This is a genomic window from Actinomadura roseirufa (assembly GCF_900659635.1).
Classification (GTDB): domain Bacteria; phylum Actinomycetota; class Actinomycetes; order Streptosporangiales; family Streptosporangiaceae; genus Spirillospora; species Spirillospora roseirufa.
The window spans coordinates 1-13,698 of the sequence record NZ_CAACVB010000213.1; the positions used below are offsets into that span (position 1 = coordinate 1).

General features: G+C 73.7%; 14 protein-coding genes. 8 read left to right on the forward strand and 6 right to left on the reverse strand.

The window, feature by feature from the left end:
- Window positions 1-156: 156 nt before the first annotated feature.
- Genes E1291_RS31535 through E1291_RS31550 form a run of 4 tightly spaced genes read left to right on the forward strand, consistent with a single transcriptional unit; the run spans window position 157 to window position 2,777 of the window.
- Entirely contained in the window at window positions 157-642 is a 486-nt protein-coding gene (locus tag E1291_RS31535; protein WP_242614495.1) for a roadblock/LC7 domain-containing protein, read from the forward strand.
- Entirely contained in the window at window positions 639-1,010 is a 372-nt protein-coding gene (locus E1291_RS31540; protein ID WP_131741731.1) for a DUF742 domain-containing protein, read from the forward strand. The genes E1291_RS31535 and E1291_RS31540 overlap by 4 nt, the downstream gene beginning before the upstream one ends.
- Window positions 988-1,584 (forward strand): GTP-binding protein, encoded by a 597-nt coding sequence (locus tag E1291_RS31545; protein ID WP_131741732.1) that lies wholly within the window; start codon window positions 988-990, stop codon window positions 1,582-1,584. The genes E1291_RS31540 and E1291_RS31545 overlap by 23 nt, the downstream gene beginning before the upstream one ends.
- A complete protein-coding gene (locus tag E1291_RS31550; protein ID WP_131741733.1) occupies window positions 1,581-2,777 on the forward strand; it encodes a cytochrome P450 in 1,197 nt (398 codons plus the stop codon). Before E1291_RS31545 ends, E1291_RS31550 begins: the two co-directional genes overlap by 4 nt.
- 38 nt (window positions 2,778-2,815) lie before the next feature.
- On the opposite strand, the gene E1291_RS31555 is transcribed toward E1291_RS31550, so the two are convergent.
- From E1291_RS31555 to E1291_RS31575, 5 genes are all read right to left on the reverse strand, one after another.
- Window positions 2,816-3,304 (reverse strand): STAS domain-containing protein, encoded by a 489-nt coding sequence (locus E1291_RS31555; RefSeq protein ID WP_131741734.1) that lies wholly within the window; start codon window positions 3,302-3,304, stop codon window positions 2,816-2,818.
- 121 nt (window positions 3,305-3,425) lie between these two features.
- The gene (locus E1291_RS31560; RefSeq protein ID WP_131741735.1) at window positions 3,426-5,489 is read right to left on the reverse strand and encodes a xanthine dehydrogenase family protein molybdopterin-binding subunit; all 2,064 of its coding nucleotides are present in this window, start codon (window positions 5,487-5,489) and stop codon (window positions 3,426-3,428) included.
- Window positions 5,486-6,460: an FAD binding domain-containing protein gene (locus tag E1291_RS31565; RefSeq protein ID WP_131741736.1), complete on the reverse strand. Its 975-nt coding sequence runs from the start codon at window positions 6,458-6,460 to the stop codon at window positions 5,486-5,488. The genes E1291_RS31560 and E1291_RS31565 overlap by 4 nt, the downstream gene beginning before the upstream one ends.
- Entirely contained in the window at window positions 6,457-7,023 is a 567-nt protein-coding gene (locus E1291_RS31570) for a (2Fe-2S)-binding protein (protein ID WP_131741737.1), read from the reverse strand. The genes E1291_RS31565 and E1291_RS31570 overlap by 4 nt, the downstream gene beginning before the upstream one ends.
- Window positions 7,024-7,052: 29 nt before the next feature.
- Window positions 7,053-7,424: a phage holin family protein gene (locus tag E1291_RS31575; RefSeq protein WP_131741738.1), complete on the reverse strand. Its 372-nt coding sequence runs from the start codon at window positions 7,422-7,424 to the stop codon at window positions 7,053-7,055.
- Window positions 7,425-7,541: 117 nt separating this feature from the next.
- On the opposite strand from E1291_RS31575, the gene E1291_RS31580 reads away from it, so the two are divergent.
- Window positions 7,542-9,722 carry a terpene synthase family protein gene (locus E1291_RS31580; RefSeq protein WP_131741739.1) on the forward strand — a complete coding sequence of 727 codons (2,181 nt, stop codon included), beginning with the start codon at window positions 7,542-7,544 and terminating at the stop codon, window positions 9,720-9,722.
- A 1-nt stretch (window position 9,723) separates the two neighbouring features.
- Here the strand turns inward: E1291_RS31580 and ybiA are convergent, their stop codons facing one another.
- On the reverse strand, window positions 9,724-10,284 hold the full coding sequence (gene ybiA, locus E1291_RS31585; RefSeq protein ID WP_131741740.1) for a riboflavin biosynthesis intermediates N-glycosidase: 561 nt from the start codon (window positions 10,282-10,284) through the stop codon (window positions 9,724-9,726).
- A gap of 224 nt (window positions 10,285-10,508) precedes the next feature.
- On the opposite strand from ybiA, the gene E1291_RS42420 reads away from it, so the two are divergent.
- The 3 genes from E1291_RS42420 to E1291_RS31595 all read left to right on the forward strand — a co-directional run.
- Entirely contained in the window at window positions 10,509-10,652 is a 144-nt protein-coding gene (locus tag E1291_RS42420) for a hypothetical protein (RefSeq protein WP_165495370.1), read from the forward strand.
- A gap of 404 nt (window positions 10,653-11,056) precedes the next feature.
- Window positions 11,057-12,355: a glycosyltransferase family 2 protein gene (locus E1291_RS31590; RefSeq protein ID WP_165495371.1), complete on the forward strand. Its 1,299-nt coding sequence runs from the start codon at window positions 11,057-11,059 to the stop codon at window positions 12,353-12,355.
- Window positions 12,348-13,698: polysaccharide deacetylase family protein (locus E1291_RS31595; RefSeq protein ID WP_131741742.1), on the forward strand; the 1,351-nt coding region annotated here is incomplete at its 3' end. The genes E1291_RS31590 and E1291_RS31595, both read left to right, overlap by 8 nt.

Genomic DNA, 13,698 nt, shown 5'->3' on the forward strand with positions numbered 1-13,698 from the left:
CGGCACCGGCGGCACCTCGGACCGCACCTCGGACCGCACGGGGCCGTCCGCGCGGCCGGCCCGGGAGACCGCCGCCGGGCTCGGCGCCTGGCAGCGCGGCACCCGCTCGGGCCGTGGCGACGGGCCGCCGGACGTCGAGGGGAAGGACCTGCGGCCATGACCACGGTGGCCGGCGACAAGGAGCGGGGCGGCACGATGGACGGGGCGAGGAACGACGGCATGGACAAAGGCATGGACGACGGCACGAACCGGCTCGGCTGGATGCTCGACGACGCCCTGCGGATGCCGGGCACGCGGTACGCGATCCTGCTGTCGGCCGACGGCCTGCTGATGGCCCACTCCGAGCGGATCGGCCGGGACGAGGCGGAGCGGCAGGCCGCGGGCATGGCGGGGCTGCAGTCCCTCGCCCGCAGCACCGCCGAGTTCTGCGGGAACGAGGCGACCACCTGGCGGCAGACGGTCAGCGAGTTCGACGACGGGTACGTGTTCCTCGTCGCGGCCGGGCCGGGCGCCTACCTCGCGGTGTCGGCGACGCAGCACGTCGACATGGAGGCGGTGTCGTTCCGGCTCCAGGAGCTCGTGCAGCGGCTGGGCCGGGAGATGACCAGCCCGCCGCGGCCCGGCGCGGGCGCTCCCGCATGATCCGGCGCCGGAACGAGCGCGCCCTGGTCCGCCCGCACGTGGTCACCGGCGGTCGCGCGCACCCGACCCGCAACGTCTTCGACCTGGTGACCCTGCTGATCGCCCCGCCGGACCAGCTCACCGGGCCGGGCCGGGACGCCGGGCTGTCGCCCGAGAAGCTCCGCATCGTCGAGCTGTGCCGGGGCGGCGCGCTGTCGGTGGCCGAGATCTCCGGGATCCTGCGGCTGCCCGTCGGGGTCACCAAGGTGCTGCTGTCCGACCTGGTCGACAGCGGCCATCTCATCACCCGGACGCCCGCCGCCGCGCCCCCGCCGGCGCGGGCCCGGATCCTCCAGGAGGTGCTCGATGGACTCCGCGCTCGCCTCTGAGACGCCCTATCTGCGCGACACCGTCCGGACCGCCGTCAAGATCCTCGTCGTGGGGCACTTCGCGGTCGGCAAGACGACGTTCGTCGGCGCGCTCTCGGAGATCCGCCCGCTGCGCACCGAGGAACGCATGACGCAGGCCGGCGCGTCCGTGGACGACCTCGCCGGGATCCGCGACAAGACGACCACCACGGTCGCGATGGACTTCGGGCGTCTCACCCTCACCGACGACCTCGTCCTGTACCTGTTCGGCGCGCCCGGCCAGCAGCGCTTCACCCGGCTCTGGCACGACCTGGCGGTCGGCGCGCTCGGCGCGCTCATCCTGGTGGACACCACGCGCCTGGAGGAGTCGTTCGCCGTCATGGACATCGTGGAACGGCAGGGCCTGCCGTACGCGATCGCCGTCAACCACTTCGACGGGGCGCCCGCCTTCCCGGCCGAGGAGATCCGCGAGGCGCTCGACCTCGACCCGGCGACCCCGCTCGCGTTCTGCGACGCCCGTGACCGCACGTCCTCGACGCGGGCGCTGATCGCCCTCGTCGAGCACCTCCGCACCCTCGACCAGGAGGCGCCGTGACCGACGACCCCACCCCGCCCGAGGCCCCCGCGCGCTTCCCCCTGTACGGCCCGGAGTACACCGAGTCGCCGGGCAGCGTCTACGCGGCGATGCGCGCGCACGGCGGAGTCGCGCCGGTCGAGCTCCTGCCCGGCGTCCCGGCGACGCTGATCATCGGGTACGAGGAGGCGCTGGAGGTGATGCGCGACCCCGGCCGGTTCCCCCGCGACGCCAGCCGCTGGGAACGCAAGATGGACCCCGGCTGCCCGCTGCTGCCCATGATGGGGTTCCGGCGCAACACCATGTCGGTCAACGGCGCCGTCCACGCGCGGCTCCGCTCCGCCATCACCGACAGCCTCGACCGCGTCGACGTCGCCGCGCTGCGCCGGCTCGTCGAGACGACCGCCGACGCGCTCGTCAGCGATTTCACCGCCGACGGCGAGGCCGATCTCGTCGGCCAGTACTCCCGCCCCCTGCCGATGCTGGTGTTCGCGGAGCTGTTCGGCTGCCCGCCGGACCTCGCCGGCCGGTTCGTCCGCGACATGCGCGACATCTTCGACGGCACCAATGTCCAGGAGGCGGACCAGAGGCTCCATCAGACCGTCCGCGAGCTGCTGGAGTTCAAGCGCGCGCGGCCGGGCGGGGATCTGACGTCCTGGATGATCGCCCACCCCGCGGGGCTCGACGAGAGCGAGCTGATCGAGCAGATCGTGCTGATGTTCGGGGCGGGCTCCGAGCCCCAGCAGAGCCTCATCGCCAACGGGGTCCGGCTGCTGCTGTCGGACGAGCGCTTCGCCGGCGACCTGTCCGGCGGCAGCCTCCCCGTCGAGGACGCCCTGGACGAGATCCTGTGGAGCGACCCGCCGGTGGCGAACTTCGGCTCCACCTACCCCCGCCAGGACCTCGACTTCCGCGGCCACCGGCTGCCCGCCGACGAGCCCGTCGTGGTCAGCTACGCCGCGGCGAACACCGACCCGACCCGCGCCGTCGCGCAGCGCGCGGGCAACCGCGCCCACCTGGCGTTCGCCGCCGGGCCGCACACCTGCCCGGCCAAGGGACACGCCCGGCTGATCGCCTCGGTCGCGATCGAGACGCTGCTGGACCGCCTGCCCGACATGGAGCTGGCGGTCCCCGCCGAGGAGCTCCGGTGGCGGCCCGGCCCCTTCCACCGGGCCCTGATCGCGCTGCCCGTCAAGTTCCCGCCGCAGCACTGAGGAGCCCGCCGCGGCACTGAGGAGCCCGCCCGGCCCCGTCAGGAGGACGGGCGGGTCTTGCAGTGGACCAGGAGCCCGGGCGTCGTCTCCCAGCCGATGAGCCGGACGAGCTTGTCGATGTGCGGCGACACCGAGTGCAGGACGAGCATCCGGCCGCGCTCGTCCAGCCCGCGCGCGGCCTGCGTGATCGAGCGGAGACCGGCGACGTCGATGAAGTCGACGCGGGCCACGTCCATGTGGACGTCGCCCGTGATCCTCGCCTCGACGGCCTCCAGCGCGCGGGCCAGTTCGGGCGCGTTCGACACGTCGACGTCGCCCGAGACGCGCAGCCACGGGGATCCGATGCCGGCGGTGATGCGCAGCAGCGCGGTGTCCAGCTCGACGAGGTCGTACCGGGGAGCGTGCTCCGGGCGCGATATCCCGAACTCGGGACCGCCCTCCCCGCCGGTGATCCGCCAGACCGTCATCCGCTCCTCGCCCTCGGACGGGCCGCCTCCAGCGGGCGATCCCGTATGCCACGATCTCACCTGTTCACACCTTCTGAACCCCAACGCGCGGGAAAAGCACCGGCGATAAATCGGAGGCGTCCGCCGGGCGCCCCGTTCTCCCCCGCGCGGGTGGTCCACCGGCCCCGGGGCGGGCCCGCGGTCAGAGCATCGGGAGCAGCCGGGCGGGGGTGATCGGCAGGTCGCGGACGCGGACGCCGGTCGCGTGATGGACGGCGTTGGCGATGGCCGCGGCGGCGCCGACGATGCCGATCTCGCCGATGCCCTTGGTGCCCATCGGGTTCAGGTGCGGGTCGCTCTCCTCCACCCAGTCCGCCTCGATCGCGCGGACGTCCGCGCAGGACGGGACGTGGTACTGGGCGAGGTCGCGGGTGAGGTGGTCGCCGAACTCCTCGTCCATGACCGACTCCTCCAGGAGCGCCATGCCGAGGCCCATCGTCATGCCGCCGACGAACTGGGAGCGCGCGGTGACGGGGTTGATGATCCGCCCCGCCGCGAAGATCCCGAGCATGCGGCGGACGCGGACCTCGCCGGTGTCGGCGTCCACCTCCACGTCGGCGAACTGCGCGCCGAACGCGTGCCGGGCGTAGGCGTCGCGCGCCTCGACCTCCGCCGCCGTGTCCGCGGAGACCTCGACGCCCTCCGGCGGGACGGCGCCGTTCAGCCGCTCCCGCAGCGCCTCACAGGCGCGCACGACGGCGCCGCCCCAGCTGGACGTCCCGGCGGAGCCGCCCGCCACGGACGCCGCGGGGAACGCGCTGTCGCCGATCTCGACCGTCACCCGGCCCAGGTCGGCCTTGAGCGTCTCGGCGGCGATCAGCGTCAGCGCGGTGCGGGCGCCGGTGCCGATGTCGGCGGCGGCGATCCGGACGGTGAAGGTGCCGTCGGCGTCCGCGCGCGCCGTCGCCCGGTTGGGCCGCAGGTAGGCCGGGTAGGTGGCGGCGGCGACGCCCGTCCCGCGCAGCCTGCGCCCGCTCCGCCGGACGCCGGGCGCCGGGTCGCGGCCGGCCCAGCCGAACCGGGCGGCGCCCTCGCGCAGGCAGGCGACCAGATTGCGGGAGCTGAACGGCAGGCCGCTCTCGGGCTCGCGGTCCGGCTCGTTGCGCACGCGCAGCTCCACCGGGTCGATCCCGGCGGCGACGGCCAGCTCGTCCATCGCCGACTCCAGCGCGAACATGCCGGGGGTCTCGCCGGGCGCCCGCATCCAGGACGGCGTCGGCACGTCCAGCCGCGCCAGGCGGTGCGACGTGCGGCGGTGCGGCGCCTGGTACATGACCCGCGTGGGCGTCGTGGTCTGCTCGGCGAACTCCCGGACGGTGGAGGTCTGCTCGACCGCCTCGTGCAGGATGGAGGTCAGCCGCCCGTCGGCGTCCGCGCCGAGCCTGACCCGCTGGATCGTCGGGGTGCGGTAGCCGGTGGTGGCGAACATCTGCTGCCGGGGCACCGCGAACTTCACCGGCCGGCCCGCCGCGCCGGCGGCCATCGCCGCGAGGACGACGTTCGGGCGCGGCGTCCCCTTGGAGCCGAACCCGCCGCCCACGTGCGGCGAGATGACCCGGACGTGGTCCGGCTCCAGCCCGAAGACCTGCGCGATCGTGGTCTGCACGACCGACGCCCCCTGGTTGGAGTCGTACAGCGTGAGCGTGCCGTCCTCGTGCCACTGCGCGAGCGTCGCGTGCGGTTCCATCGGATTGTTGTGCTCGGCGGGCGTCGTGTACGTCGCGTCCACGCGGACGGCGGCCTCCGCGAACGCCCCGTCCGGGTCGCCCAGCTCGGTGACGGCGGGGAACACCGGGTTGACCTTGGCGGGCGTGTAGAGGCCGGGGTGGTCGGCCCGCAGCCGCACGTCCGGCGGCTCGGCCACGTAGTCGACCCGGACGAGCCGCGCGGCCTCCCGCGCGGTCTCCAGCGTCTCGGCGACGACCGCGGCGACGAACTGGCCGCGGTAGGACACCGTCCTGGACTGGAACAGCGCCAGCTCGCCGTCCGGGACCTCGTGCAGGTGCGGCGCGTTCTCGCAGGACAGGACGGCCAGCACGCCCGGCAGCGCCAGCGCGGCCGTGGCGTCCACCGCCGTGATCTCGCCCTTCCCGACGGCCGCCTGGACGGCCGCGGCGTAGGCGACGCCCTCCACCGGGTACTCGACGGCGTACCGCGCCGTCCCGGTGACCTTCTCGGTGCCCTCCAGCCGGCGCAGCGCCGTCATGTCCCCTCCCCCAGCTCCATCAGCGTCCGGACGATCAGGTTGCGCGCGAGCGGCACCTTGTAGGCGTTGTCCCGCAGCGGCTCGGCGGCCTCCAGCTCGGCCTCGGCGGCGCGCAGGAACGACTCCTCGGTGGCGGCCGCGCCGCGCAGCGCGTCCTCGGCGCGGCGCGCCCGCCACGGCCGGTGCGCGACGCCGCCGAGCGCCAGCCGGACGCCGGTGACCACGCCGTTGCCGACCTCCAGCGCCGCCGCGACCGAGACGAGCGCGAACGCGAACGACGCGCGCTCGCGGACCTTGCGGTAGCGCGACGGCATGCCCAGCGGGGGCACCTCGACGGCGGTGACGAGCTCGCCGGGTTCGAGCGTGGTGTCGCGGTCGGGCGCGCCGTCCGGCAGCCGGTAGAAGTCCTCCAGCGGCACGACGCGCTCCCCGGACCGGCCGCGCACCCGGACCGACGCGTCCAGCGCCGCGAGCGCGACCGCCATGTCGGACGGGTGCGTCGCGACGCACGCCTCGGACTGGCCGAGGATCGCGAGGTTGTGGTGCTCGCCCTCGCGCGCCGGGCAACCGCTGCCCGGGTCGCGCTTGTTGCACGGCTTGGCGGCGTCCTGGAAGTAGGAGCAACGGGTGCGCTGCAGGAGGTTCCCGCCGACCGTCGCCAGGTTGCGGATCTGCCCGGACGCGCCCGCCAGGACGGCCTCGGCCAGCACCGGGTGCCCCTCCCGGACGCTCCGGTCCGCGGCCAGGTCGCTGTTGGTGACGGCGGCGCCGATCACCAGCCCCCCGTCGACCTCCAGCTCGACCCGGTCGTGCGGCAGGCGCGCCACGTCCACCAGCCGGGAGGGCGTCGCGACGCCGAGCCGCATCAGGTCGACGAGGTTGGTGCCGCCGCCCAGGTACACGGCGCCGTCCTCGTGCAGGGCCAGGGCCTCGTCGGCGGTCGCGGCGCGCTCATAGCCGAAGGGCCTCACGCCCCCGTCACCTCCCGGGACCGGCCGGCCGCGGCGTGGACCGCCGCGACGATGCCGGGGTAGGCGCCGCACCGGCACAGGTTGCCGCTCATCCGCTCGCGGATCTCGTCGTCGTCCAGGACCGGGTCGGCCGCGACGTCCGCGGCGGCGGCGCTGGGCCAGCCCTGGCGGACCTCCTCCAGCACCGCCGTGGCCGAGCAGAGCTGGCCGGGCGTGCAGTAGCCGCACTGGAACGCGTCGTGCTCCAGGAAGGACTCCTGGACGGCGCTGAGCCGCCCGTCCTCCTCCGCGAGCCCCTCCACGGTGACGACCCGCGCGCCGTCATGGGCGACGGCGAGGGCGAGGCAGGCGTTGGCGCGCCGGCCGTCCAGCAGGACGGTGCACGCCCCGCACTGCCCGTGGTCGCAGCCCTTCTTCGTGCCCGTCAGCCCGAGGTCCTCGCGCAGCACGTCCAGCAGCGACGAGCGGGTGTCCACGTCCAGGCGGTGCTCGGTCCCGTTCACGGCAAGGGCGACGGCGGCGCGCACGGGAACCGCGTCGCCGGTCGTGTTGGCGCTGTCCATGATCTCCCTCCTACCCCGGGGGGCGGGGGTCAGTCCGTGTCGGAGAGGATCTCCGCGACCTGCCGCGCGGTCTCGGTCGGCAGCGGCGCGGGCAGGCCGCGCCACTTGCGCGAGGCGGCCATCGCCGCGGCCCCGGCGCCGCCGCCATAGGCGACGGCGGTGACGAACGACGCCAGTTCGGGCGGCAGCTTGCGCTCCAGCAGCCGCAGGTTCATCCGGTACACGGCGGCGGTCGCGAACACCCCGAGCGTCCCCGCGAGCGCCCCCAGCCGCAGCGCGGGCACGCGCCGCCTGGCCTTGGCCGCCATCTCCTGCTGCGCCGCATCGACGATCTGCCGGACCAGCGCGAGGTTCTGCTCCACGGCATCGTTCGCCCGCGCCGCCTCCCTTGACCTGCTCATGACCCCGGCCTACCCGCCAGAAGGCGAAGGATTCAAGCGACAATCCTGTCACCTTACGTAACTTTGCCGGTGCTGTAAGTTGCGGACGAAAACGCCCCGCGCAGAGGAGACGGACCGGTGCAACCGTTCGAGCTGCCCGACTTCTACGTCCCGTACCCCGCCCGTCTCAACCCCCATCTGGAGGAAGCGCGAGCCCACAGCAGGGTCTGGGCGCGGGAGATGGGCATGCTCGACGACACCCGCGACCCCGGCACCCCCGAGATCTGGGACGAGGCCGAGCTCGACGCGATGGACTACGCGCTTTTGTGCGCCTACACCCACCCCGACTGCGACGGTCCGGAACTCGACCTCATCACCGACTGGTACGTCTGGGTGTTCTACTTCGACGACCACTTCCTGGAGGTCTACAAGAAGCCGCGTGACCAGAGCGGCGCCAAGTCCTACCTGGACCGGCTCCCGCTGTTCATGCCGTCCACCGCGGAGTCCACGGAGTCCACGGCGCCGGAGCCGGTCAACGCCGTCGAGCGCGGCCTGGCCGACCTGTGGGCGCGCACCGTCCCGGGCACGTCGGCGGCGTGGCGGCGGCGCTTCGCCGCGAGCACCGGCCACCTGCTGCGCGAGTCGCTGTGGGAGCTGGCCAACATCAGCACCGGCCGCGTCCCGAACCCGGTCGAGTACGTCGAGATGCGCCGCAAGGTCGGCGGCGCGCCCTGGTCGGCCGACCTCGTCGAGCACGCCGCCGGGATCGAGGTCCCCGAGCGGGTCGTCGCGACCCGCCCGCTGCGCGTGCTGAAGGACACCTTCGCCGACGGCGTCCACCTGCGCAACGACATCTTCTCCTACCAGCGCGAGACCGAGTCCGAGGGCGAGATCAACAACTGCGTCCTGGTCGTCGAGCGCTTCCTGCGCGTCGCGCCGCAGGTCGCCGCCGACACCGTCAACGACCTGCTCACCTCGCGGCTGCGCCAGTTCGAGAACACCGCCCTCACCGAGCTGCCGCAGCTCGCCGCGGACCACGCGCTGACCCCGGCCGAGCGCGCGGACGTCGCGGGCTACGTCAAGGGCCTTCAGGACTGGCAGGCCGGCGGGCACGAGTGGCACCTGCGCTCCAGCCGCTACATGAACAAGACCGCGACGCTCGGCATGTCCGCCGCGCGCCTGCCCGCCCTGCTCAGGTCCGCGCGGATCAGTCTTCCGCACGTCCCGTACCAGAAGGTCGGCCCGACCCCGCTGCCCGCCTTCGACATGCCGTACAGGGCGCGCGTGAACCCGCACCGCGACCGCGCCGCGCGCACCGTCGCCGCCTGGTGCGGCGCGATGGGCTTCTACGAGCCGCTCCCCCGCCACCCCGTCCCGCTCTGGACGGCCGAGCAGCTCGACGGCTTCGCTTTCGAGGTCTGCGCGGCGTCCCTCGCCCCGGACGCGTCCCCGGAGGCCCTGGACCTCGGCACCCAGTGGCTGGCCTGGGGCACCTATGGCGACGACTACTTCCCCGCCGTGTTCAACCGCGACCGCGACATGGCGGGCGCGAAGCTCTTCAACGCCCGCGTCACGGAGTTCATGCCACTGGACTGCGGCCCGGTGCCCGTCGCCGAGAACCCTTTTGAGAGGGGCCTGGCCGACCTGTGGTCCCGTACGGCCGCGCCAATGCCCGAGCGAGGCCGCCGCGAATTCCGGCTCGCCGTCGAGCACATGGTGGAGAGCTGGCTGTGGGAGCTGAACAACCACTTGCAGGGCCGCGTCCCCGACCCCATCGACTACCTGGAGATGCGCCGGCGCACGTTCGGCTCCGAGCTGACCATGGCCCTGTGCCGGCTCGGGCACGCCGCGGAGATCCCCGAGCACGTCTTCGAAACCCGCACGCTCCGCGAGATCGACGCCGCGGTGATGGACTACGGCTGCCTGCTCAACGACGTGTTCTCCTACCAGAAGGAGATGGAGTACGAGGGCGAGCTGAACAACGGCGTCCTCGCCGTGGAGAACTTCTTCGGCTGCGGACGCGACGAGGCCCTGCCCATCGTCAACGACCTGATGACGGCGCGACGCCGCCAGTTCGAGCACCTCGCCGCTGAGGAGCTGCCGGTCCTCGCCGCCGAGCTGGGCCTGGACGGCAGGGCACGGCGGGCCCTGGACGCCTACGTCGGGGAACTGCGCGACTGGATCGCGGGCGTCCACAAATGGCACCACGAGACCCGCCGCTACGACGAGCGCCCGCCCGCCCGCGACACCGGCCCGTCCCGCTTCATCAGGCCGACGGGCCTCGGCACGTCCGCGGTGAGCCTCTTCACGGCCCGCTGATTCAGGACCCGCTGATTCGGGACCCGCCGCCCGAGCCCTCGTCGGCGAGGGCGGCGCGGACCGTCATGAGGGCCTCGCCCAGCAGGTTGAGGCCCCGCCAGGAGCCCGGGTCCCCGGCCCGCTCGTCGTCGGCCGCCAGGCCGATGCCCCAGACGCGGTCCAGGGGGCTCGCCTCCACGAGGACGCGGGCGCGCGTCACGGCGAGGCGCGCCCGCAGGTCGCCGTGGTGGGTGAACTTGGCGAGGTTGCCCTCGACGACGATGCGGGAGCGGTGTTCCGCCCAGGTCCGCTCGTCGAAGCCCCGGACCCGCCGGCCGAGGGCCTGCGCGCGGGCCGGATCCGGGTCGGCGAGGACGTCGGCGGCCGTCGCCTCGTCGCCGAACAGGCGCGCCTTTCCCGCCATCATGTAGTGCTCGGCCGTGGCGTACGTCACGCCGCCGACGGTGAAGGGGGATTGCCACCACTGGCTCAGGTAGCCGGTGGAGCCGGCGGCACGCCAGAAGAAGAGGAACTTCGGACGGGCCTTCAGGGCGCCGGTGCTCGCCAGCTCGGGGACGTCCATGCGCCGAGGATGGCACCGGCGCGGCGCGTGGGGCCAGTGGTTTTCGCGGGAATGGGCGTCCACGGCGCGGGCGTTGTGACTGGTCGGAGCGGCCCGGTCCGAGGCACGGTCTAGACCATTTTGCCGAACCGGGTGGGTCATCGGGGAAAATCGGCCTTTCGGTCGGCCCCGGCCGAGTATCCCGGGCCGCCCGTTCTTGGATCTACGGGAGGACAGCAGCAGCGATGGACAACCCCCTGGCGAACCCTCGTCGCACCAAGCTCGACGCATGGCCGTCACGGCGGCCGGCGGACTCCGACGCCGACCAGGCGGGACGCCCCGCCGACGCCGAGTCCGCCGTGAACGAGGACGAACTCGCCGCCCGATGACCGGCCGCACGGCCGCCTCCGGGGCCCGTCCGCTTCGCGCGGGCGGGCCCCGGAGCGTTTCCGGCGCAATTCTGATCTTGTGAAATGCTGATCTTGTTGGCAAGATCCACCAAATCGTGACCCGTCGTAAATTTGGTGCTAAGTAGATTTAACGTATTCTTTCCCCTCGAGTGATGGGCTCGGCAGAGCCGTTCAGCGCTCACGGGGGGAGATCACTGAACCATGTTCGGCATGCCACATTCCGCCGGAAGATCCACTTTGGGATCCCGGCCGAAGGCACCACCGGTCCCGGCGGTCCCGGCACCATCGGTCCCAGCCCGCGCCGCACGGCGCGCGGCGCAGTGAGGCGAACGGCTCCCCACCCCCCGTTCTCGAACCGCCCACTCGCCACCCGCCTCGTCTCTTTGGGTGCCCTGGCCTGCGTCACCGTCATCTGCGGTGTGATCGCCTGGCACGTCGGCGTCAAGGTCGTCTACATGCGCGGCCACCTGCTGCTCGCCTCGTACACCGTTCTGGTCAGCGCGTACGTGCTGAGCCGGTTCGGGCTGGCCGCGTTCTACCGCCCACCGCGGGACGCCGGGATCACCCCGTCCGTCGCTGTCGTGGTGCCCTCCTACAACGAGGGCGAGGCGGTCGCGCGGACGATCCACTCGTGCCTCGGGCTGGACTATCCCCCGGACCGGCTGGAGATCGTCGTGGTGAACGACGGCTCCACCGACGACACGTGGGACCACATGCTCAAGGCCGCCGCCGAGTACCCGGAGGGGCGCGTCCGCTGCGTGGACCTCGGCACCAACCAGGGCAAGCGCGCCGCCATGGCGGCGGGCATCCGCGCGACGTCGGCGGAGATCCTGCTGTTCGTGGACTCCGACTCGATGCCCGCCCCGGAGTCGGTGCGGTACCTCGTGCAGGGGTTCGCCGACGCCAAGGTCGGCGCGGTGTCCGGGCTGACGTACGTGCGCAACGCCGAGCACAACGTCCTGACGCGGATGCAGGCCGCGCGCTACTACGTCTCGTTCCAGCTGCTCAAGAGCGCCGAGTCGGTGCTGGGCGCGGTCACCTGCTGCTCGGGCTGCTTCGCCGCCTACCGGCGGGCGGCCATCGCGCCGCTGCTCGACGCGTGGGAGCACCAGCGCTTCCTCGGCGTCGAGTGCACCTACGGCGACGACCGGGCGCTCACCAACCGGGTCCTGCGGGACGGCTGGACGACCCGCTACGACGCCCGCGCCGAAGCGTGGACGGACGCGCCCGACCGGTACCGCAAGTTCTTCCGCCAGCAGCTGCGCTGGAAGAAGTCGTGGAGCCGGGAGGGGCCGCTGCTGCTCGCGCACATCTGGCGGAGCCGCACCCGCGCCCTGCCGTCGGTCGCCGTGCAGACGATCGCGGGCATGCTCAGCCCGATCGTCGTCCTGTACAGCCTGACGGTCCCGCTCGCCGGGGGCACCTTCCCGCTGATCTACTTCCTCGGCCTGTACCTGGTGTCGATGGGGTACGCGCTGACCTACCGGATGCTCCGCAACGACGGCATGTGGATCTACGCGTTCGTCGGGACGTTCTTCTACGTCGCGTTCTCCCCGCAGCTGCTGTGGGCGATCGCGCGCATCCGCGACGGCAAGTGGGGCACGCGCGACGCCGAGCCGCCGCAGGCGGGACCGAACCCCGGGGCCGTCCCGGTGAGCGCGGCGGCCGGCGCCGATGGCTGAGCCAGACGCTCCGGCGCCCTGGGAACGCACACCGCCCGGCCGCCGGACCCGCGTGTTCCGGACCTTCACCGGCCTGGTGTTCCTGTGCTCTCTCGGCGTGGCGATCGCGACGTGGATCGCGATGAGCCGCCCGTTCGACCCGGGCCAGCGGTCGGCGCTGACCGTCCGGCTGGACCCCGGGACGGCGCGGGCCGCGGCGGAGCTCCCGCGCTCCCCCGGCTCGATCATCGCGCTGACCTACCACGAGGTGGACGACCACGACGGCGCGGGCGGCACGCTGAGCCGCCGGCTGTTCGGCGAGCACATGGCGGCGCTGGCGGCGGCCGGGTACCGGACCGTCCGGCTCCGCGACGTCGAGGACCTCCTCGCCCACCGTCCCGTCCGGCTCCCGCCGCGGGCGCTGCTGCTGACGTTCGACGACGGGCAGCTCACCGACTGGACGACCGCCGACCCCGTCCTGAAGAAGTACGGGTTCACCGCGACGAGCTTCCTGACCACCGGGCGGATCGTCGCGCCGGGGACGCCGTCGCACTACCTGTCGACCGCGCAGGTGCGGGCGCTGGCCGCGACGGGCCGATGGGAGTTCGGCTCGCACGGCCACGCCATGCACACCGCCGCCGCGGTGCCCGGGGACATCGCGCCGCCGCTGCCCAACCGCGTCCTGGTGAACGGCGCGGCCGAGCCGATCGAGCGCTGGCGCGCCCGCGTCCAGGCCGATCTGGCCCGCAGCCGGTCCTTCTTCCGCCGGACGCTCGGCCACGACGTCACCGCGTTCTCCTACCCGTTCGGCGCGACCGGCCGCGCCGGCAACGACCCGCGGATCCGGGACGAGCTGCCGGAGCTGATCCGGCGGGCCGGGTTCGGCGAGGCGTTCGCGGGCGAGAACGTCCCGGCCGGTCACGTGGACGCGGTCACCGGCGCCGCGCCGCGCTGGGAGCTGCCCCGGATCGGCGTCCGCGCCACCACGTCGGTCGCCGACCTGCTGGAGATGATCCGCGGGGCGGTGCCGGCGCCGCCGCCCCGCGACCTGTCCACCCTGCCGTGGGCGGGCGACCTGGCGACCTGCCGGCGCCGCGGGTCCCACCTGGCGGTGACCAGTGACGAGTACGGCAGCTGCCTGCTCAGCGGCGTCAACACCGCCGGGTGGACCGACTACCGCGTGTCGACCTCCGTGTCCGGCCTCGACGCGCGCACCAGCGCGGTCATCGCGGTGCGTGACGGGGCGGGCGCCGGGCACCGCGGCCGCGCGGAGATCGTCATCGGCGCCGCCGCGGTCGTGGTGCGCCGGCAGGTCGGCGAGGCCCCCGCGGTCGTCGTGCGGCGCGTCCGGCTCGCGCCGCGCG